Consider the following 19,246-nt stretch of genomic DNA (forward strand, 5'->3'; position numbering starts at 1 on the left):
CTCAATCGCCGGAGGGGCTGAATCTGGCTCAGCCAACTCAGCCCGTCCGGCGTTTGAGGACGAGGCCGTTCAGGCCGAAGCGGGGGTCTGGGGGCGGCAGCCCCCAGGGTCGGGACGGGAAGGGGCGGCGGGGGCGAAAAAAGCAAGCGCTTAGAAAATTGCGGTCAGGGTCACACGGTCACACCCGTGACCCAAGCCATACGTACGGGTAACTTCCCAACCAGCCCTGCCCAACCCCCGTAACGCCAATGGAGCCGTGATGCCCGAAGCCGTGATCGTCTCGACCGCCCGCTCTCCCATCGGCCGCGCCTTCAAGGGCTCCCTCAAGGATCTGCGCCCGGACGACCTCACCGCCACCATCATCCAGGCGGCCCTCGCCAAGATCCCCGAGCTGGACCCCCGCGACATCGACGACCTCCACCTCGGCTGCGGCCTCCCCGGCGGCGAGCAGGGCAACAACCTCGGCCGCATCGTCGCCGTGCAGATGGGCATGGACCACCTCCCGGGCTGCACCGTCACCCGCTACTGCTCCTCCTCGCTGCAGACGAGCCGCATGGCCCTGCACGCCATCAAGGCCGGCGAGGGCGACGTCTTCATCTCGGCCGGCGTGGAGATGGTCTCCCGGTACGTGAAGGGCAACTCCGACAGCCTTCCCGACACGCACAACCCCCTCTTCGCCGAGGCCGAGGCCCGCACCGAGGCCGTCGCCCAGCAGGAGGGCACCACCTGGCACGACCCGCGCGAGGACGGCCTGGTCCCCGACCCCTACATCGCGATGGGCCAGACCGCGGAGAACCTGGCCCGCGTCAAGGGCGTCACCCGCCAGGACATGGACGAGTTCGGCGTCCGCTCGCAGAACCTCGCCGAGGAAGCCATCAAGAACGGCTTCTGGGAGCGCGAGATCACCCCGGTGACCCTCCCCGACGGCACGGTCGTCTCCAAGGACGACGGCCCGCGCGCCGGCGTGACCATGGAGGGCGTGGCGGGCCTCAAGCCGGTCTTCCGCCCGGACGGCCTGGTCACCGCCGCCAACTGCTGCCCGCTCAACGACGGCGCCGCCGCGGTCGTCATCATGTCCGACACCAAGGCCCGCGAGCTGGGCCTCACCCCGCTCGCCCGCATCGTGTCGACCGGCGTCTCGGGCCTGTCCCCGGAGATCATGGGCCTCGGCCCGGTCGAGGCCTCGCAGCGGGCGCTGCGCCTGGCCGGCCTCACCATCGACGACATCGACCTGGTCGAGATCAACGAGGCGTTCGCCGCCCAGGTGATCCCCTCGTACCGCGACCTCGGCATCGACCTCGACAAGCTGAACGTCAACGGCGGCGCCATCGCCGTCGGCCACCCCTTCGGCATGACCGGCGCCCGTATCACCGGCACGCTCATCAACTCCCTCCAGTTCCACGACAAGCAGTTCGGTCTGGAGACGATGTGCGTCGGCGGCGGCCAGGGCATGGCGATGGTCATCGAGCGCCTCAGCTGAACCCCTGACCGAACGTCTCGGTAGTCAACTGGGCACCCACCGTGAGCCGATGGCCCGGAGTCCGGGAAACCCCGGCCCTCCGGGCCGTTTTGTGATCCAATCTCCCCCAGGATGTGACCTATCTCCCTTAGAAGGGGGATTTACGCAGGTCAAGGCGGACGCGCCAGCAAACCCCGGACCCAAAGTCCTGCCCGTTTCGTGACGTTACGCACTGACAGCTGGTTAGTCCGCCCTTCAAGCTGATGTAGGAAGTCGGGGGTCGACTTTGAACCGGGAGTACGTCAGTGAGCGCCATGCCGATCACCTTGCTGGTCATCACGGCCGCCACGGGCGCCGTGGGTGTCGCCGTCCTGCGGACGCTCATGGTGTTGCGCCGTGAGGTCGCGGCACTGCACACCCAGCTCGCCGAGCACCGCACCGCCCGCGGTCTGGTGCCGGCCGCCCGTCCCTCCTCGGAGGCCGACGAGATACGTGCCGCGGTGGCCGAGGCGCTCGCCGAGGAGCGTGAGCGCGAGCTGGCCGAGGCGCGCGCGTTCTGGGCCGCCCAGGAGGCCCGTGACGCCTCCGACGCGCCCTCGCTGCTCGGCCTGGCGGACAGCGAGCTGTTCCTGCCCCGGCAGGCCGACTTCATGGGCCTGGAGCCGGTGAGCGAGCCGACCGCGGACGCCGACGAGTTCGCGGGGGACTCTCCCGAACTGGCCGCGGCCCGCCGCCGCCACCCCTCCCACCCGGACTTCGTCCCGGTCCAGTCACCCGTCGTGAACGACCACGAGCGCACGGTGGCCGCCCTTGAGGAACTCGCCGCCTCCCGCGTGGAACTGGCCGACGTCCGCCCGGGCCCCCTGGGCACCCTCGACGTCTACGTCTTCGCCGACGGCACCACCCTCTGCATGACCCCGGGCCACCGCGAAACGGCGGAACGCCTCGCCGCGGCCCTGCGCGCGGGCGAAACCCCGGTCCTGCTGGGCGGCTCGGGCATCTCGGGCGCGTACACGCTGACGTTCGAGTGCGGCGAGGAGAACGTCTACATCCTGGCGGACAGGGTCATAGCGTCCCTGTAGGGATCACACCCCGGCGCGCTTCTGCGCCTCCTCCACCAACCGCAGAGCTTCCTCCACCTGGCCCTCGTCGCTCAGCACGAGGGCCAAGTCATGCACGGCGACGGTGATTTGGTCCGCGGCGGCGAACATCCCGGCGTCGGGCATCTCCCGGGGCTCCGTTCCGGGTTCCTCCACGGCCTGGGCGCGCCGGGCCATCTCCCTGGCCAACTCCAGGGCCTCGGCAGCGGCGCCCCGCTGCAGCCGACTCTGAGGTGCGGCCCTCAAACGGTCGGCGAAGTGATCAACGGCACGAGTCAAAGGCGTCGTATCAACCACGCAGTGGAGCGTACGCGTCGCATCCCGACTGTTGCCAACGGGCGAACGCTCAGGCACGGTGACCTGAAGGACCGGCTTACATCCCCTTTGCGTCCGGAGGCGCCGATGTCCCAAGTCTTCTCCGAGGAGACCCATCGCAACCTGCTAGCCCGCATCCCCCACTGCACCGGCCGTGAAGTCTCCGACTGGCTTCGCGCAGTCGAGGAAGGCCCGGCTCTCTTCAACTTCGAGGAGAAGGTCAGCTGGCTCCGCCACGAGCACAGTCTGGCGTACGGCCACGCCAAGGCGATCGTTCACGAGTACGACCTGAGGAGGGCCGCGCGCAAATTCCTCTAGGCGCGCACTGCACGACGGCAAAGGGCCCCGGGTCGGAACCCGGGGCCCTTTGCTGCTCAGGCAACTAGTCGTTGCTGTTGAGGATCGCGATGATCCGCAGGAACTCCATGTAGATCCACACCAGCGTCACCGTCAGACCGAAGGCCGCCAGCCACGCCTCGCCCTTCGGCGCGCCGTAGGCGATGCCGTCCTCGACCTGCTTGAAGTCCAGGGCGAGGAAGCAGGCTCCGAGGATGATGCCGACGACACCGAAGAAGATGCCGAGCCCGCCGCTGCGGAAGCCGAGGCCGTCACCGCCGCCGAAGACGGCGAACAGCATGTTCACCATCATCAGCAGCACGAAGCCGAGCGCGGCCGCCATCACGAAGCCGTAGAAGCGGCGGTTGACGCGGATCCAGCCGGCCTTGTAGGCGATCAGCACCGCGGCGAAGACCGCCATCGTGCCGATCACGGCCTGCATGGCCGCGCCGCTCGCGATGCGGTTGTCGACGACGCTGGAGACGACGCCGAGGAAGACACCCTCGAACGCGGCGTACGACAGGATCAGCGCCGGCGATGCCGTGCGCTTGAAGGACTGGACGAACGCCAGGACCATGCCGATCAGCGCGGCGCCGATGCCGATGCCGTAGGACCGGCCGATGTGGGCGTCGTCGACCGGCAGCAGCGCCCAGGCGAGCGCGGCCGTCACGATCAGCGTGCCGAGCGTGGACGCCGTGCGCAGCACGACGTCGTCCATCGTCATGCCGGTGGTGGCCGGCGCCTGCGGCGGGGCGCCCTGCTGCAGGTCCTGCTGGGCGTAGGGGTTGGTCGCGTACGGGTTGCCGGTCGGCTGGGCGTACGGGTTGCCCTGCGTGGTGACGGCGGGTCCCCCGGCCTGCGGCGCGGCGTTGAAGCCCGCGTAGCCGTTGTCGCGGCTGAACCCCCGTCGCGAGAAGACCGGGTTTCTGCTCCTCATTGCACTCCTCCATGGCCGCCGTGCGCGGCCTCGAGCATCAAGGGTAATAGGTAGGCAAAGGATTGACCCTAGTGCTTGGGGAGGATCTTTCCCTCGTCGTGCCGCGCAACACGCTACGCGGATCCGTGATTCCCCTCACCGCGCGGCCCCATTCATGACCAAGCTGCGACATGGCCGGAACCCGACGGAGATCAGCTGCTTACGCCGTCCGTACGTCAGCCGTCCGTACGTCAGTCGAGCGGGAAGCCCGTGTACCCCTCGGCGAGGTCGGCCTCGGCCGCCCGCGAGGAGGCGATGCGTTCCAGCCGGGCGAGCTGCAGCCGGTCCTCGAAGGACGTGGCGTCGGGGGTGCGGTGCAGCAGGGTCGTCATGTCGTACGAGAACCGCTCGGCCTGCCAGACACGGCGCAGACAGTTCTCGGAGTAGGCGTCGAGCAGCTCCGCCGAACCGGTCTCCTTCCGGTGGGTCAGCGCCCGCGCGAACGTCACGACGTCCCCCACGGCCAGGTTCAGCCCCTTCGCTCCGGTCGGCGGCACGATGTGCGCCGCGTCCCCGGCGAGGAAGAGCCGGCCGTGGCGCATGGGCTCGTGGACGTACGACCGCATGGGGGTCACCGACTTCTGGGTGATCGGCCCGCGCTCCAGCCGCCACCCGTCCTCGGTCTCGAACCGGCGCTCCAGCTCGGCCCAGATCTCCTCGTCGTCCCATTCCTCGGCGTCCGTGCCCTCGGGCACCTGGAGATAGAGGCGGGAGACGGACGGGGAGCGCATGGACAGGAGGGCGAAGCCGCGGTCGTGGCGGGCGTAGACGAGCTCGTCGTGCGAGGGCGGCACATCGGCGAGGATGCCGAGCCAGCCGAAGGGGTACGTCCGCTCGAAGACCCTGGTGAGCTCCGCGGGGACCGCCTGCCGGGCCACGCCCCAGAAGCCGTCGCAGCCGACGACGTAGTCGCACTCCAGGACGTCCTCGCGGCCCTCGTGCCGGAACCGGACGGACGGACTGTCGGTGTCCGCGCCCTCGACGGCCAGCGCCTCCGCCTCGAACAGCAGCGGGCCGCCCTCCTTGAGCTGGAGGGCGATGAGGTCCTTGCACACCTCGGTCTGCGCGTAGACCATCACGGACCGGCCGCCGGTGAGGGCGGGGAAGTCGACGCGGTGGCGCTTCTTCGCGTAGCGCAGCTCGATGCCGTCGTGGCGCAGCCCCTCGCGGTCCATGCGCTCGGCGGCGCCGGCCGCGCGCAGCACGTCCACCGTGCCCTGCTCCAGGATCCCGGCGCGCTGGCGCTGCTCGACGTAGGCGCGGTCGCGGCTCTCGAGCACGACCGAGTCGATGCCGGCGTTGTGGAGCAGCCGGGCGAGGAGGAGGCCGGCGGGGCCGGCTCCGATGATGCCGACGGTGGTGCGCATCCCTGCATCCTTTGTTCGTCGCGTCGGGCGTTGTGTTCGTGTAGTGAAATTTAGTTCACCGAATTGCTGACGTGAGTTTCCGTCCGCTCACGCCCGATGTCAACGGGTCGCGCGGTGAAGTCTTCAATGCAGGGTGCAGGGATCTCCACGCATCGACGACACGGTGGTGCCCGGAGCCGGACTTGAACCGGCACGCCCGCGTAGGGGCAGCGAGGTTTAAGCTCGCCGTGTCTGCATTCCACCATCCGGGCAGGCCATGGGCTCCGCATCGAGGTTCCGAGCCTATCGGGATACATCCCCCGAACAGCGGAACGGCGGACCGATGTTGTCTTATTTTATTGACGTCTGAGGGTGCATCAGCCCATGGAACGGGCCATCCGCACTTGCCAATAGCCTTGCGTGCGGCGGTCGGCGGTGTATGCGGAATGACGGAATTTCACCGCCCGAACGAGGGTGCTCCACCGGTTCTCGACGAGGGCGTTCGCCGGGGCCGCCGGGGCGCGGGACGTCAGGGGTCCCTGTCATCCCCAGGTATGACACGGCGGACCCGGGTCCCTCCGAAGTCGCCCCCGGGAACCGGAACAGCGGCTGACTACACGGCAGACTCCGGCCACCACGATGGAACACGTCCCTTCAAGACGTCGTCCCACGAGGAGTTCCTGCCCGTGACCACCACACCCGTCGCCGACCGGTCGACCACCACCGTGGCCGCACGAGCCACGGATCTCTCGAAGATCTACGGACAGGGCGAGACCCAGGTGGTCGCCCTCGACCGGGTCTCCGTCGACTTCCGGCAGGCCGAGTTCACCGCGATCATGGGCCCCTCCGGGTCGGGCAAGTCCACGCTGATGCACTGTGTGGCCGGTCTCGACACCTTCTCCTCCGGCTCCGTGCGCATCGGCGAGACCGAGCTGGGCTCGCTCAAGGACAAGCAGCTCACGAAGTTGCGCCGGGACAAGATCGGCTTCATCTTCCAGGCGTTCAACCTGCTGCCGACGCTGACGGCCCTGGAGAACATCACCCTCCCGATGGACATCGCGGGCCGCAAGCCCGACCGGCAGTGGCTGGAGAGGGTCATCGACATGGTGGGGCTGCGGGACCGTCTCCGTCACCGCCCGGCCCAGCTCTCCGGCGGCCAGCAGCAGCGCGTCGCCGTGGCCCGCGCACTGGCCTCCCGGCCCGACATCATCTTCGGCGACGAGCCCACCGGAAACCTCGACTCCCGCTCCGGTGCCGAGGTACTGGGCTTCCTGCGCAACTCCGTACGGGAGTTGGGGCAGACGGTGGTCATGGTGACCCACGACCCGGTGGCTGCGGCGTACGCGGACCGGGTGGTGTTCCTGGCGGACGGTCAGATCGTCGACCACATGTACGGCCCGACGGCCGAGACGGTTCTCGACTTCATGAAGCAGTTCGACGCGAAGGGCCGCACCAGCTGATGTTCCGCACCGCCCTGCGCAACGTACTCGCGCACAAGGCCAGGCTGCTGATGACCGTGCTCGCCGTGATGCTCGGCGTCGCGTTCGTGTCGGGAACCCTGGTCTTCACCAACACCATCTCGGATGCCTACCAGAACAGTTCGGCCAAGGGCTTCGACCAGGTCGACGTGGCCGTGCGGGCCAAGTCCCAGGAGGACAAGGGAAACACGATCAGCAGGACGCCCGAGCTGACCCAGGCCATGCTCGACAGGAGCGCGAAGGTGCCGGGGGCCACGTCCGCGGTCGGCGTCGTGGGCGGCTTCACCGCCATCGCCGACAAGGACGGCAAGCTCGTCGGCGGCGGCTTCCAGTCGCAGGGCGGCAACTACTGGGGCGACAAGGACGCCCGGTACCCGCTGAAGTCCGGCAGCGCACCGCACGGCAGGGACCAGGTCGCCATCGACTCGCAGACGGCGAAGCGCGCCGGGTACAAGGTCGGTGACAAGGTGCGGCTCTCGGTGAACGGGCCGGTCCTCACGCCCACCATCACCGGCATCTTCACCACCGACGACGGCAATGTCGCCGCCGGAGGCAGCCTCGCCCTCTACGACACGGCCACCGCCCAGCAGCTGTTCGGCAAACCGGGCACCTACGACGAGATCGACGTGAAGGCCGCCTCCGGCACCTCCCAGACCGCGCTGAAGGCCGGGCTGGACAAGGCGCTCGGGACGAAGCTCGTCGAGACCACCACCGGCCGGAAGCTCGCCGCCGACCAGGCCGAGCAGATCTCCTCATCGATGAGCGGGCTGAAGCAGGGCCTGCTGGTGTTCGCGGGTATCGCGCTGTTCGTCGGCACGTTCATCATCGCCAACACCTTCACCATGCTGGTCGCCCAGCGCACCAAGGAACTGGCCCTGCTGCGTGCCGTCGGCGCCTCCCGCCGCCAGGTCACCCGGTCCGTGCTGATCGAGGCCTTCGTGGTCGGCGCGGTCGCAGGCGTCACCGGACTGGTCGCGGGCGTCGGCATCGGCGCCGGACTGCGCTCCCTGATGACCACGCTGGGCGCCACCGTGCCGGACGGGCCGCTGGTCGTCTCGCCCGGCACGGTCGCGAGCGCCCTCGCGGTGGGCGTCGTCATCACCATGCTGGCCGCCTGGCTGCCCGGCCGCCGGGCCGCGAAGATCCCGCCGGTCGCCGCCATGAGCAGCGTGCACGCGCAGGCGACCACCAAGTCGCTGGTGCTGCGCAACACGCTCGGCGCGCTGTTCAGTGCCGCGGGCGTCGCGACCGTGCTGGCGGCCACGACGATGGACGGCTCGGACGGCCAAGGACCGATGGGTCTCGGTGCGGTCCTGCTCATCATCGGCGTCTTCATCCTCACGCCGTTGCTGTCCCGCCCGCTGATCGCGGCCGCGGCTCCGGTCCTGCGCGTCTTCGGCGTCTCCGGCAAGCTGGCCCGGCAGAACTCGGTGCGCAACCCGCGCCGTACGGCCGCCACCGCCTCCGCGCTGATGATCGGGCTCACCCTCATCACCGGTATGACGGTGATGGCGGGGAGCCTGCAGAAGTCGATCGACAAGATGGCGTCGTCCGCCATCAAGGCGGACTACGTCGTCTCCATGGCGAACGGCAACGAACTCTCCCCGGACGTCGACAACAAGCTGAACACCACCGCCGGGGTGACCGCCACCAGCCCACTGCGCAACGTCTATTCGCGCATCGACGGCACGGGCGAGTCCCTGACCGGCGTGAACGGCCCGACGATCGCCGAGCTGACCGATCTGAAGGTGGACAACGGCACCTTCAAGGTGGGCGGCACACAGGTGGCCGTCGACCAGGACACCGCCAAGTCCCACGGCTGGAAGGCGGGTTCGGCCTTCACCGCGCACTACGAGGACGGCAGGTCCTCCCGTCTGACGGTCTCCGGGATCTACGAGGGCAACGAGCTGATCCGGGGCATCCTGCTGGACAAGAACCTCGTCACCCCGCACCTGACCGCCCCCGGCGACATGCGGGTCCTGGTCAGGACGGCGGACGGCGCCTCCGACGCGACCAAGGACAAGCTGGTCAAGGCCCTCGGCACCAACCCGGCCATCAAGGTCCAGAGCAAGCAGGACCTGTCGAACGACATCGCGCAGATGTTCACGCTGATGCTGAACATGCTCTACGGTCTGCTCGCCATGGCGGTGATCGTGGCGGTCCTCGGTGTCATCAACACCCTGGCCATGTCGGTCTTCGAACGCTCGCAGGAGATCGGCATGCTCCGCGCGATCGGCCTGGACCGCAAGGGCATCAAGCGGATGGTCCGGCTGGAGTCCCTCGTCATCTCGCTCTTCGGCGGGGTGCTCGGCATCGGCCTGGGCGTGTTCTTCGGCTGGGCGGCCGGTGAACTCCTCGGCACGAAGATGGCGACGTACGAACTGGTCCTGCCCTGGACGCGGATGGCCGTCTTCCTCCTGCTGGCGGCGACGGTCGGCGTCCTGGCGGCCCTGTGGCCGGCCCGCCGGGCGGCACGGCTGAACATGCTGACGGCGATCAAGTCGGAGTAGCGGTACGACGCTCGGGGCCCCGTTCGCCCGCCGAACGGGGCCCCTTCGTACGTCCGGGACTCACGCCCCCCAGGTGCGGGCGCGCAGCGGCATCCCGGACTCCCCGCCCTCGGGTGTCCGCACCGCCAGCACCTGGTTGACGCCGATGCGGTTGCGCTCGAAGGCGAGGGCGCAGGCGGCCATGTACAGCCTCCAGACGCGGGCGCGGCCGGGCCCGGCCAACCGCATCGCACGGGGCCAGTCGGCTTCCAGGTTGGCCACCCAGCGGCGCAGGGTGAGCCCGTAGTGCTCGCGGATCGCCTCCACGTCCCGCACCTCGAACCCGGCACGCTCCAGCTGCCCGACGGTGCTGCCGAGGGGGGCGAGTTCACCGTCGGGGAAGACATAGGCGTCGATGAACCCGTCGACGCTGTACGAGGATTCGTCGCGCTGCGGCCGCCGCGCGATCTGGTGGTTGAGCAGCCGCCCGCCGGGCTTCAGGAGGCGGTACAGGTCCTCTGCGTACTCCAAGTACCTTTCGGCGCCCACGTGTTCGGCCATGCCGACGGAGGCGATGGCGTCGTAGGGACCGTCGGGGACGTCCCGGTAGTCCTGCACCCGGATCTCGACCCGGTCGGTCAGCCCCTCGTCCGCGACGCGCTTGCGGGCGTACGCGGCCTGCTCCTGCGACAGGGTGATGCCGACGACGTTCACGCCGTACTCGCGGGCGGCGTGGATGGCCAGGGAGCCCCAGCCGCAGCCGACGTCGAGCAGCCGCTGACCGGCCGTCAGAGCGAGCTTGCGGCAGATGAGTTCGAGCTTGTCGCGCTGGGCTTCCTCCAGGGTGGCGTCGGGGGCGGGCCAGTAGGCGCACGAGTAGACCATCGACGGGCCGAGGACGATCTCGTAGAAGCCGTTGCCGACGTCGTAGTGGTGGCTGATGGCACGCCGGTCGCTGCGCTTGGTGTGCAGATGGGTGCGGGCCCTGCGGACCTCCTCGCGGGGCGGTGCGGGCGGCAACGGGAGCCCGGCGACCTTCACCAGGCCACGGGCGGCGGCGCGGACCTCGGGGTCGCGCACCATCTGCAGCAGGCTCCTGGCGTCCTCCCCGCGCTCCCACACGAACTCCGACATCAGATCGAGGGCGGCGTAGAGGTCCCCCTCGATGTCCAGGTCCCCGGCGACCCAGGCGCGGGCGAGCCCCAGCTCGCCCGGCTTGAACAGCAGCCGCCGCACCGCCCGCCGATTCCGCACGACCAGCGCCGGTGCGCCCGGCGGCCCTGCCTGCGAGCCGTCCCAGGCGCGGATGCGGACCGGGAGCGGGACCCCCAGCAACTGTTCGACGAGGCTCTTCAGCCGCTGCGCGGCGTCGGCCATGGCGCACACCTCCGTGACAGCACTCCCGGAATGTCCAACACCACGTATAAACAAAACGGGCTGTCTGCACAGTCCCCCGTGCGCGTTACATATTCGGCCCCGGAAACGCCGAAAGACCCCCCGCACCACGGACGGCGGGAGGTCTTTCGGCTGGATCAGCGACCGGAACCGGTCAGGAGGCCTTGGCCTCGGTCTTCTCCTTGGGCGCGGCAGCGACCGGGGCCGGCTTCGCGGCCTCGTAGAACTCCTCGCGAGGATGCTCCATCGCACCGAGGGAGACGACCTCGCGCTTGAGGAACATACCGAGCGTCCAGTCGGCGAAAACGCGCACCTTGCGGTTCCAGGTCGGCATGGCCAGACCGTGGTAGCCGCGGTGCATGTACCAGGCGAGACGGCCCTTGAGCTTGATCTTCATCTTGCCCATGACGATCATCGCGACGCCCTTGTGCAGGCCGAGACCCGCGACGGCGCCCTTGTTGCCGTGGCTGTAGTCCTTCTGCGGGAAGCCCCGCATACCGGAGATCACGTTGTCGCCGAGGACCTTGGCCTGACGCAGCGCGTGCTGGGCGTTCGGCGGGCACCAGGCGTTCTCGTTGCCCGCCTTGCGGCCGACGAGGTCCGGGACCTGGGCGTTGTCGCCGGCGGCCCAGATGTAGTCGGTGCCCTGGACCTGGAGGGTCGGCGCGCAGTCGACGTGACCGCGGGGGCCGAGCGGCAGGCCGTAGCGGGACAGGACCGGGTTCGGCTTGACGCCGGCGGTCCAGACGATGGTGCTGGAGTCGACCTCGAGGCCGTTCTTCAGCACCACGTGGCCGTCGACGCAGGAGTCCATAGAGGTGGAGAGGTAGATCTCCACACCGCGGCTCTCCAGGTGCTCCTTGCCGTAGGCGCCCAGCTTGGGGCCGACCTCGGGGAGGATCTTGTCGGCGGCGTCGACGAGGATGAAGCGCATGTCCTCGCGGGACACGTTCTTGTAGTACTTGGCCGCGTCGCGGGCCAGGTCCTCGACCTCACCGATGGTCTCGGCGCCGGCGAAGCCACCGCCGACGAAGACGAAGGTGAGCGCCTTGCGGCGGATCTCCTCGTCGGTGGTGGAGTCGGCCTTGTCCAGCTGCTCCAGCACGTGGTTGCGCAGGCCGATGGCCTCCTCGATGCCCTTCATGCCGATGCCCTGCTCGGCGAGGCCGGGGATCGGGAAGGTGCGGGAGACCGCGCCGAGCGCGATCACCAGGTAGTCGAAGGGCAACTCGTACGCCTCGCCGACCAGCGGGGCGATCGTGGCGACCTTGCGGTCCTGGTCGATGGTGGTGGCCCGGCCGGTGAGGACCTCCGCCTTCGGCAGCACGCGTCGCAGCGGGACGACGACGTGGCGCGGGGAGATGTTGCCGGCGGCGGCTTCGGGAAGGAAGGGCTGGTAGGTCATGTACGACCGGGGGTCGACAACCGTGACGGTCGCCTCTCCGTAGCGCATCTTCTTGAGGATGCGCCGAGCTGCGTACAGGCCTACGTACCCACCGCCTACTACGAGGATCCTGGGACGCTCCGTGGTGCTCATGCCATCGAGTATCCACCTGCCCCAGGGGGGTCGCTCGTGCGCCCCTTCACAAGCTCTTGCAGGGGGTGTGTTATCCTCCGCGACTCACTGTCGCGGGGCAGGTCGCGGCGAGGTCTCCGCGGGGCGGTACGTCCCGTTGTCAATGCCGCGTGAGCTGCCTCTCCGCGTCATCGCAGGTGCCATGAGCCCTCCGTGACGCCCTCTCATGAGGGTCCTCCAGGGAAGCTTCCCATACCCCTTCTGAACACGTTCAAGGGCCTGCCGGGCCCCCGGAAGGCCCAACCGGGCCCTTTTCGTGCTTCCACAGGGCGGAATTCCTTGTGAAGAACTTCACGAACTTTCCTGGCGGCGTGTCGCCAAGGGGCCCCGAAAGGCCCCCCGGGCACGCTCATACGCTATCCGACCTGCTCGTCCGAGAGCTACCCATCAGTAACAATCGAGACCCACGCCACGGCCCGCCGGGCGGGAGCGAGAAGCCGTCTCTATGACTTCTCCAAACAAAGGCCACAAGTCCTTCACGCCGCTATAAGCTCCCGCTGCCAAGCACCACAAGGGGGAGGAACTCCTATGCGCGCACGTCTTGCTGCCTCGGCGATCACCATCGCCCTCGCCGGCGTCCTCATCAGCGCACCGACCGCTTCCGCGGCCACGCTGCCTGCCACCAACACGGCCCACCACTGCGTCAGTCACACCACCGGCGTGTGCGGCTGGACGCACCACCAGCGGCCGAGGGACAAGTACGAGACGGCGAAGTGCAAGGACGCCACCCTGTCCTACTCGCGCCACTCGCAGGGCACCTGTTCGCACCACCACGGCGTCAGGTACTGGTTCAAGTAGGCCGCGGCAGCCGGATCGTCAGACGCCTTCCGCCACCTTGAAGGCGATCCCGTCGAGGATGTCGTGCTCGCTGACCACGACCTCCTCGGCGCCGATCCGCTCCATGATCGACAGCAGTACGAGGGCCCCCGCGCCGATCACGTCGACGCGCCCCGGGTGCATGGAGGGAACGGCCGCGCGCTCGGCGTGGGTGGAGTGCAGCAGCCACTCGGTGATCTCGCGGACCGTGTCGCGGGAGATCCGGGAGTGGTGGATGCGCTCCGAGTCGTAATCGGGCAGCTCCTGAGCGATCGCCGACACGGTCGTCACCGACCCCGCGAGCCCGACCAGCGTGCGCGCCTCGCGCAGCGGGACCGTCTCCTCGGCGAGGTCGAGGGCCCGCTCGATGTCGGCCCGCATGGCCGCGATCTGCTCCTCGGTGGGCGGGTCGGAGACGGCGCCGCCCCGGACGAGGTGCCGCTCGGTCATCCGCACGCACCCGACGTCGACGGAGCGCGCCGCGCGCACCTGGTCGTCGCCGACGACGAACTCGGTCGAGCCGCCGCCGATGTCGACCACCAGATGGGGACGGTCGAGGTCGTCACGCCCCTTCAGTTCCTTGGTCGCCCCGGTGAAGGAGAACTCGGCCTCCTGCTCGCCGGAGATGACCTCGGGCTCGACACCCAGGATGTCCACGACGCCCCGTACGAACTCGTCCCGGTTGGAGGCGTCCCGGGAGGCCGACGTGGCCACGAACCGCACCTTGTCGGCGCCCAGTTCACGGATCACCTCCGCATACTCCCGGCAGGCCGCGAACGTCCGCTCCAGCGCCTCGGGGGCCAGCCGCCCGGTCCGGTCCACGTCCTGTCCGAGCCGCACGATCGTCATGCGCCGGTCGAGTTCCAGCAGTTCACCGGTGGCCGGGCTGACGTCCGCGACGAGCAGGCGGATGGAGTTCGTGCCGCAGTCGACGGCGGCGACCCGGCTGAAGCCGGCGGGAACGAGAGGGGCGTACGCGAAGAAGCCGCTGCGGACCTCGGTGGGGTCGGTGACCTCGCCCTCCTCGCCGGGGATCTCGTCCGCCGGGTCGGGGGCCGCGAGCGGCTGCACGCACGGCCCCTTGAGCCACCACTCCGGCAGCATCGCGATCGCCTCGTCGCCCAGCGGGTTGACGCCGGGGCCCGCGGCCAGCGAGTGGCCCACCAGTACGTGCAGGCACTTCACCCGGTCGGGCATGCCGCCCGCGCTCGGGAAGCCCTCCAGGACCTCGATGGCGTCACGGCGCGCGATGTAGTCCTCGTGCGCGGCACGGTAGGCGGCAGCCAGCTCCGGGTCCGTCTGGAGCCGCTCCGTCATCTCCTTCATGACGCCGTTCGCCTCCAGCGTGCCGATCGCCGAGGCGGCACGGGGGCACGTCAGGTAGTACGTCGTCGGGAAGGGCGTGCCGTCCGGCAGGCGGGGGGCCGTCTCCACGACGTCCGGCTGGCCGCAGGGGCAGCGGTGCGCGATGGCGCGCAACCCGCGCGGCGGCCTCCCGAGCTGCTGCTTGAAGGCCTCGACATCGGCGTCGGTGGGCTCGGTGCGCGGGGTGGGCGGCGGGGGCGTATCCATGCCTGTACTGAATTCCTCTGTCGGTTCACTGGGCGGAGGCGTCGGACTTGTCGACCCCGTCCCAGACGTTCGTGTACCAGGGGCGGTGGCCCGCGCCCTGCTCGAAGCGCGACTGCTTGGCCACGTTCGGGTCGATCACGACGTAACTCGTCTCCCCGGGCAGCACATAGTGCAGCCGCAGCCGGATCTGCTGCTCGGCGTACTCGTCGTCCTGCCAGCGCGCCTTCAGGTCGCGCAGCTGCTCGACCCGCGCCCTGGCCTGCTCCCGCTGCCGCTGGAGATCGGCGATCTGGGAGCGCTGGGAGACGTACTGCCTTATGGGGTACGCCAGCGCCACCACCATCGAGCACAGCACCAGGGCGAGCAGCGCCGCCCGGCCGGTCAGCCGCGACCGGCGAGCCTGCCGCTTGGTCTGGGAGCGGTAGACCCGGGCCGCCGTCTGCTCGCCGAGCAGCCTGATCCTGGTCGCGGTGGAGAACCGGTCCCGGTCCTTCACGGCCATGTCCCCGCCTCCCGTCACACGTGCGTACGTCCCCGCACACGGTACGGGACCGGTACGGGGACGTACGTACGACTGGCTAAGGCTTAGCCCAGGTTGGGTCAGCCCTTGCTGTGTTTAATAGTTCGCAGAGCGAAACCGGGGGAAGGCCGAGCGGCCCGCGTACTCCGCGGCGTCGTCGAGGATCTCCTCGATGCGCAGCAGCTGGTTGTACTTGGCGACGCGGTCCGAGCGGGCCGGGGCGCCGGTCTTGATCTGGCCGCAGTTCACCGCGACGGCGAGGTCGGCGATGGTGACGTCCTCGGTCTCGCCGGAGCGGTGGGACATCATGCACTTGAAGCCGTTGCGCTGGGCCATCTCGACGGCGTCCAGGGTCTCGGTGAGCGAGCCGATCTGGTTCACCTTGACGAGCAGGGCGTTGGCGGTGCCCTCCTCGATGCCGCGGGCCAGGCGCTCCGGGTTGGTGACGAACAGGTCGTCGCCGACGATCTGGACCTTGTCGCCCAGCTTGTCGGTGATGACCTTCCAGCCGGCCCAGTCGTCCTCGAACAGCGGGTCCTCGATGGAGACGAGCGGGTAGGCCGCCACGAGCTCCTCGTAGTACTCGGTCATCTCGGCGGCCGAGCGGGACTTGCCCTCGAACTCGTACTTGCCGTCCTTGTAGAACTCGGACGCGGCGACGTCGAGCGCGAGCGCGATCTGCTGGCCGGGGACGTAGCCGGCCTGCTTGATGGCCTCGATGATGAGGTCGAGCGCGGCGCGGTTGGACTCCAGGTTCGGGGCGAAGCCGCCCTCGTCGCCGAGGCCGGTGGACAGGCCCTTGGTCTTCAGCACCTTCTTGAGGGTGTGGTAGACCTCGGCGCCCCAGCGCAGGGCCTCGGAGAAGGACTCCGCGCCGATGGGGGCGATCATGAACTCCTGGATGTCCACGTTGGAGTCGGCGTGCGAGCCGCCGTTCAGGATGTTCATCATCGGCACCGGCAGCAGGTGCGCGTTCGGGCCGCCCAGGTAGCGGAAGAGCGGCAGGTCGCTGGCCTCGGAGGCGGCGTGGGCGACGGCGAGGGAGACACCGAGGATGGCGTTGGCGCCGAGGGAGCCCTTGTTGTCGGTGGCGTCCAGGTCGAACATGGCCTGGTCGATCAGGCGCTGCTCGGTGGCGTCGTAGCCGACCAGCTCCGGGCCGATCTGCTCGATGACGGCGAGGACGGCCTTCTCGACACCCTTGCCCTGGTAGCGGTTGGGGTCACCGTCGCGGAGCTCGATGGCCTCGAAGGCGCCCGTGGAGGCGCCGGACGGGACGGCGGCACGACCCGTGCTGCCGTCGTCGAGGCCGACCTCGACCTCGACCGTGGGGTTGCCTCGGGAGTCCAGGATTTCCCGGGCTACGACGACGTCGATGGACGGCACGAGCATCTCCTTCTTGGATGTGACACGGCTACGGCAGTAGCGCGGTGGCTCTGCGGGATGAGCCTAACCGCCTGAGGCCGATCGGCCACGTTGCCGACCACCTCTTGGGCAGAACCGAGAGTAAATTGTTTCCGAACGGAACAAAGAGGGGGAGCAAAAAGAACCCCGCTCCGGTGCGTACGGGGGAACACGCACCGGAGCGGGGAGCCCCCTGGGGGCGGGGGGTGACCGTCAGCCCTGTGTCACTTCAGGTGCAGCTGCTGGCCGGGGTAGATCAGGTTGGCGTCCTGGACGATGTCCTTGTTCAGCTTGAACAGCTTCTGCCAGCCGCCCTTGACGCCGTGCTTCTCGGCGATCGAGCTGAGGGTGTCGCCCTTGACGACCTTGTACTCGCCGTCGCCCTTCTTGACCTTCTTGCCGGTCGGGGTGGTGACGGTCTTCGTGCTCTTCTGGGTCTTCGTGCTCTCGGTCTTCGCGGCCGGGCGCTCGGCGGAGCGGGAGGCGGCCTGCGAGTCCGTGGAGCGGGTGGTGTTCGTGGCGGGGGCGCTGCCGTTGTAGGCGGCACCGGACAGGCCCGTGCCGCAGACCGGCCAGGCGCCCTTGCCCTGCGCGGCGAGGACCTTCTCGGCCACGGCTATCTGCTGCGCCTTGGAGGCCTGGTTGGCCTGCGGGGCGTAGGCGGTGCCGCCGTACGCGGCCCAGGTGGAGGCGGAGAACTGCAGGCCGCCGTAGTAGCCGTTCCCGGTGTTGATGGCCCAGTTGCCGCCGGACTCGCACTGGGCGACCGTGTCCCACTCGGAGGCGGTGGCGGCGGAGGCGTTGCCGGCCGCCATCAGCGGAGCGGCGATGGCGACACCGGTGACGCCGGCCAGCGCGGCGGCCCGGGTGGCCTTGGACGGACGACGGTGCTTGCCCTTACCGGAAAACAGCATGGTTCGATCCCCTCACCGACGCCTGCGAGGTGAGCTGTCGGGTTCGGGCCGGTTGAGTTGCCCGGTCGTGCTCTCGCTCTCACGAGACACGGCTACACCCCTAGCCGCCCGTCAACTGCCCGGGCAGGCACCTACCTTGGGTCCCCCGCTCCTGCCTACGGCGCATTACGCGACGACTGTTCCCGTACGGCCGCTGGCAGGATTCGGCGTTGCGGCAGCCGGGGCTCGTGTTGACGAGCGGTGACGACGGTAGACACGCGATCCGTCGAATTTCAAAGACGATCAGGGCTTCTGAGACTCATCCCACACTTTCACCAAACCGGACATTCAGTGGCGAAGTATGACGTGAACTCCCTTTGCTTTTCGCCCTATTCGGCACCGAGTTTCAGGGTCTGACCGGCGAAGATGTGGTTCGGGTCGGTGCCGATGGCCTTCTTGTTCTCGGCGTAGAGCGCTCGCCACCCGCCGTCCAGGCCAAGGGAGTCGGCGATGGAGGCGAGGGTGTCGCCGGCGTGGACGGTGTACGCGCCACCCGTGCCGCCGTCGGCCTTGGTCTTGTCGACGGTCTTGCCGACGGTCTTGTCTGCCGCCTCGTCGGCGCTGGCGCCACGGTGGCGGCCGGTGCCGGTCGTACCGGTGTCGACGAGGGTCCAAGTGGACGCCGGAGGCTCGGGATTGTCCAAGTCATCCCCCTTCGTCCTGTCTGTCGACGAGCGGTCGGAGCCCTGTGAGTTGCCCGCGGCTTTCTTGGACGGAGAGGTGGACGGCGAGGCAGATGTGCCGGATTCGGTGGAGTTGTCCGTCGCGCTCACAGAGGACGAAGGCGAGGCACTGGAGGGCGAGCCGGAGGACGAATCCGACGAAGAGGACCCATCGGAGGCGCCGCCCGAGGAGTTGGACAGACCGGTCGAGTCGGATGCCCCGGATGAATCGGACGAACCGGAACCGCCGACCAGCACACCGGTGTCGACGGCGGCCGAACCCGAGTCCTTGGTGAGCCCGGAGGTCAGTCCGCAGGTATGGAAGGCGCCGACCCCCTGGTCGTCCAGGAGCTTCTCGGCGACGGCTATCTGCTGGTTGCGGCTGGCGAGGTCGGCCCGGGGGGCGTAGTCGAGGCCGCCGTACTTCTCCCAGTTCTCCTGGGTCAACTTGAGCCCGCCGTAGAACCCGTTGCCGCTGTTCTCGCTCCAGGAGCCGCCGGTCTCGCACTGGGCGACCTTGTCCCACGTGGTGCCGTCGGCGGCGCTGGCGCCGCCCGCGGCGAAGAGCGGGATCGCGATGGCGGAGCCGGTCACTCCGGCGGCGACGAGGAGAGCCGGAGCCTGACGGGGGCGACGGTGTCGACCGTTCCCGGAGAGCATGCGGAGGCCTTTCACGAGACAGCGATAACCGCGCGGCGCATGACACCGACAGGCGTTCGATACCGCCGCGCTGGTCCGTGAAGGTAGCGGCTGCCGATCACTTGTCACAAGTTAATGCCGCGTAGATCACGTGAAGATCACAGACTTGAACGCTCATCGTCTTCGGCCCGTTCGCTGCGGCGGCGCATC

16 protein-coding genes, 1 tRNA gene, 1 pseudogene and 1 riboswitch are annotated in these 19,246 nt (G+C 69.1%); of the genes and pseudogenes, 6 read left to right on the forward strand and 12 right to left on the reverse strand.

Going from position 1 to position 19,246, the window contains the following annotated elements:
* The first annotated feature begins 259 nt into the window (after positions 1 to 259).
* Both AB0N07_RS38410 and AB0N07_RS38415 read left to right on the forward strand, forming a co-directional pair.
* A complete protein-coding gene (locus AB0N07_RS38410; protein ID WP_365843383.1) occupies positions 260 to 1,480 on the forward strand; it encodes an acetyl-CoA C-acetyltransferase in 1,221 nt (406 codons plus the stop codon).
* A 284-nt stretch (positions 1,481 to 1,764) separates the two neighbouring features.
* Positions 1,765 to 2,541: a hypothetical protein gene (locus AB0N07_RS38415; protein WP_365843385.1), complete on the forward strand. Its 777-nt coding sequence runs from the start codon at positions 1,765 to 1,767 to the stop codon at positions 2,539 to 2,541.
* A 3-nt stretch (positions 2,542 to 2,544) separates the two neighbouring features.
* On the opposite strand, the gene AB0N07_RS38420 is transcribed toward AB0N07_RS38415, so the two are convergent.
* Positions 2,545 to 2,856 carry a hypothetical protein gene (locus AB0N07_RS38420; protein WP_344402148.1) on the reverse strand — a complete coding sequence of 104 codons (312 nt, stop codon included), beginning with the start codon at positions 2,854 to 2,856 and terminating at the stop codon, positions 2,545 to 2,547.
* 105 nt (positions 2,857 to 2,961) lie between these two features.
* Here AB0N07_RS38420 and AB0N07_RS38425 point away from each other — a divergent pair, with 105 nt between their 5' ends.
* Positions 2,962 to 3,192: a DUF4287 domain-containing protein gene (locus AB0N07_RS38425; RefSeq protein ID WP_365843387.1), complete on the forward strand. Its 231-nt coding sequence runs from the start codon at positions 2,962 to 2,964 to the stop codon at positions 3,190 to 3,192.
* 64 nt (positions 3,193 to 3,256) lie between these two features.
* On the opposite strand, the gene AB0N07_RS38430 is transcribed toward AB0N07_RS38425, so the two are convergent.
* The 3 genes from AB0N07_RS38430 to AB0N07_RS38440 all read right to left on the reverse strand — a co-directional run bounded on the left by AB0N07_RS38430 (position 3,257) and on the right by AB0N07_RS38440 (position 5,804).
* Entirely contained in the window at positions 3,257 to 4,147 is an 891-nt protein-coding gene (locus AB0N07_RS38430; protein WP_365843389.1) for a Bax inhibitor-1/YccA family protein, read from the reverse strand.
* A gap of 230 nt (positions 4,148 to 4,377) precedes the next feature.
* Positions 4,378 to 5,553, reverse strand: a complete 1,176-nt coding sequence (locus AB0N07_RS38435) for a 4-hydroxybenzoate 3-monooxygenase (protein ID WP_365843391.1) — start codon at positions 5,551 to 5,553, stop codon at positions 4,378 to 4,380.
* A gap of 164 nt (positions 5,554 to 5,717) precedes the next feature.
* Positions 5,718 to 5,804: transfer RNA gene (locus AB0N07_RS38440), tRNA-Leu, on the reverse strand.
* Between the two features lie 414 nt (positions 5,805 to 6,218).
* Between AB0N07_RS38440 and AB0N07_RS38445 the strand changes: the two genes are divergently transcribed.
* Together AB0N07_RS38445 and AB0N07_RS38450 are read left to right on the forward strand one after the other, a co-directional pair.
* Complete coding sequence (locus AB0N07_RS38445) at positions 6,219 to 6,992, forward strand: ABC transporter ATP-binding protein (RefSeq protein WP_365843393.1); 774 nt, start codon at positions 6,219 to 6,221, stop codon at positions 6,990 to 6,992.
* Entirely contained in the window at positions 6,992 to 9,520 is a 2,529-nt protein-coding gene (locus AB0N07_RS38450; RefSeq protein WP_365843395.1) for an FtsX-like permease family protein, read from the forward strand. Before AB0N07_RS38445 ends, AB0N07_RS38450 begins: the two co-directional genes overlap by 1 nt.
* A 60-nt stretch (positions 9,521 to 9,580) precedes the next feature.
* Here AB0N07_RS38450 and AB0N07_RS38455 read toward each other — a convergent pair whose 3' ends face one another.
* Positions 9,581 to 10,876 (reverse strand): cyclopropane-fatty-acyl-phospholipid synthase family protein, encoded by a 1,296-nt coding sequence (locus tag AB0N07_RS38455; protein ID WP_365843397.1) that lies wholly within the window; start codon positions 10,874 to 10,876, stop codon positions 9,581 to 9,583.
* Positions 10,877 to 11,048: 172 nt separating this feature from the next.
* Entirely contained in the window at positions 11,049 to 12,431 is a 1,383-nt protein-coding gene (locus AB0N07_RS38460) for an NAD(P)/FAD-dependent oxidoreductase (protein WP_365843399.1), read from the reverse strand.
* A 567-nt stretch (positions 12,432 to 12,998) separates the two neighbouring features.
* Between AB0N07_RS38460 and AB0N07_RS38465 the strand changes: the two genes are divergently transcribed.
* Entirely contained in the window at positions 12,999 to 13,268 is a 270-nt protein-coding gene (locus AB0N07_RS38465) for a DUF3761 domain-containing protein (RefSeq protein ID WP_365843401.1), read from the forward strand.
* A gap of 18 nt (positions 13,269 to 13,286) precedes the next feature.
* Here AB0N07_RS38465 and AB0N07_RS38470 read toward each other — a convergent pair whose 3' ends face one another.
* The 6 genes and pseudogenes from AB0N07_RS38470 to AB0N07_RS38495 form a co-directional block, all read right to left on the reverse strand.
* A complete protein-coding gene (locus AB0N07_RS38470) occupies positions 13,287 to 14,198 on the reverse strand; it encodes a Ppx/GppA phosphatase family protein (RefSeq protein ID WP_365843431.1) in 912 nt (303 codons plus the stop codon).
* A gap of 258 nt (positions 14,199 to 14,456) precedes the next feature.
* A pseudogene (locus tag AB0N07_RS38475) lies at positions 14,457 to 14,858 on the reverse strand (DUF501 domain-containing protein); the annotation flags it as partial.
* Positions 14,859 to 14,883: 25 nt separating this feature from the next.
* Positions 14,884 to 15,360 (reverse strand): septum formation initiator family protein, encoded by a 477-nt coding sequence (locus AB0N07_RS38480; protein ID WP_365843403.1) that lies wholly within the window; start codon positions 15,358 to 15,360, stop codon positions 14,884 to 14,886.
* A 114-nt stretch (positions 15,361 to 15,474) separates the two neighbouring features.
* A complete protein-coding gene (gene eno, locus AB0N07_RS38485) occupies positions 15,475 to 16,770 on the reverse strand; it encodes a phosphopyruvate hydratase (RefSeq protein WP_365843405.1) in 1,296 nt (431 codons plus the stop codon).
* Between the two features lie 236 nt (positions 16,771 to 17,006).
* Positions 17,007 to 17,696, reverse strand: coding sequence for a transglycosylase family protein (locus tag AB0N07_RS38490; protein ID WP_365843407.1), 690 nt, complete (start codon positions 17,694 to 17,696; stop codon positions 17,007 to 17,009).
* Positions 17,697 to 17,700: 4 nt separating this feature from the next.
* A riboswitch (cyclic di-AMP (ydaO/yuaA leader) is annotated at positions 17,701 to 17,869 on the reverse strand.
* A 195-nt stretch (positions 17,870 to 18,064) separates the two neighbouring features.
* Positions 18,065 to 19,057: a transglycosylase family protein gene (locus tag AB0N07_RS38495; RefSeq protein WP_365843433.1), complete on the reverse strand. Its 993-nt coding sequence runs from the start codon at positions 19,055 to 19,057 to the stop codon at positions 18,065 to 18,067.
* Positions 19,058 to 19,246: the final 189 nt, after the last annotated feature.

Origin of the sequence: Streptomyces sp. NPDC051172 (assembly GCF_040682555.1) — a bacterium.
GTDB lineage: Bacteria > Actinomycetota > Actinomycetes > Streptomycetales > Streptomycetaceae > Streptomyces.

Excerpts from the sequence above, each read along its gene's own strand:
- AB0N07_RS38465 (WP_365843401.1), top strand. The coding sequence starts at position 12,999 with ATGCGCGCACGTCTTGCTGCCTCGGCGATCACCATCGCCCTCGCCGGC.
- AB0N07_RS38460 (WP_365843399.1), bottom strand. The coding sequence starts at position 12,431 with ATGAGCACCACGGAGCGTCCCAGGATCCTCGTAGTAGGCGGTGGGTAC.
- AB0N07_RS38455 (WP_365843397.1), bottom strand. The coding sequence starts at position 10,876 with ATGGCCGACGCCGCGCAGCGGCTGAAGAGCCTCGTCGAACAGTTGCTG.
- AB0N07_RS38410 (WP_365843383.1), top strand. The coding sequence starts at position 260 with ATGCCCGAAGCCGTGATCGTCTCGACCGCCCGCTCTCCCATCGGCCGC.
- AB0N07_RS38430 (WP_365843389.1), bottom strand. The coding sequence starts at position 4,147 with ATGAGGAGCAGAAACCCGGTCTTCTCGCGACGGGGGTTCAGCCGCGAC.
- AB0N07_RS38425 (WP_365843387.1), top strand. The coding sequence starts at position 2,962 with ATGTCCCAAGTCTTCTCCGAGGAGACCCATCGCAACCTGCTAGCCCGC.
- AB0N07_RS38490 (WP_365843407.1), bottom strand. The coding sequence starts at position 17,696 with ATGCTGTTTTCCGGTAAGGGCAAGCACCGTCGTCCGTCCAAGGCCACC.
- AB0N07_RS38480 (WP_365843403.1), bottom strand. The coding sequence starts at position 15,360 with ATGGCCGTGAAGGACCGGGACCGGTTCTCCACCGCGACCAGGATCAGG.
- AB0N07_RS38450 (WP_365843395.1), top strand. The coding sequence starts at position 6,992 with ATGTTCCGCACCGCCCTGCGCAACGTACTCGCGCACAAGGCCAGGCTG.
- eno (WP_365843405.1), bottom strand. The coding sequence starts at position 16,770 with ATGCTCGTGCCGTCCATCGACGTCGTCGTAGCCCGGGAAATCCTGGAC.
- AB0N07_RS38495 (WP_365843433.1), bottom strand. The coding sequence starts at position 19,057 with ATGCTCTCCGGGAACGGTCGACACCGTCGCCCCCGTCAGGCTCCGGCT.
- AB0N07_RS38435 (WP_365843391.1), bottom strand. The coding sequence starts at position 5,553 with ATGCGCACCACCGTCGGCATCATCGGAGCCGGCCCCGCCGGCCTCCTC.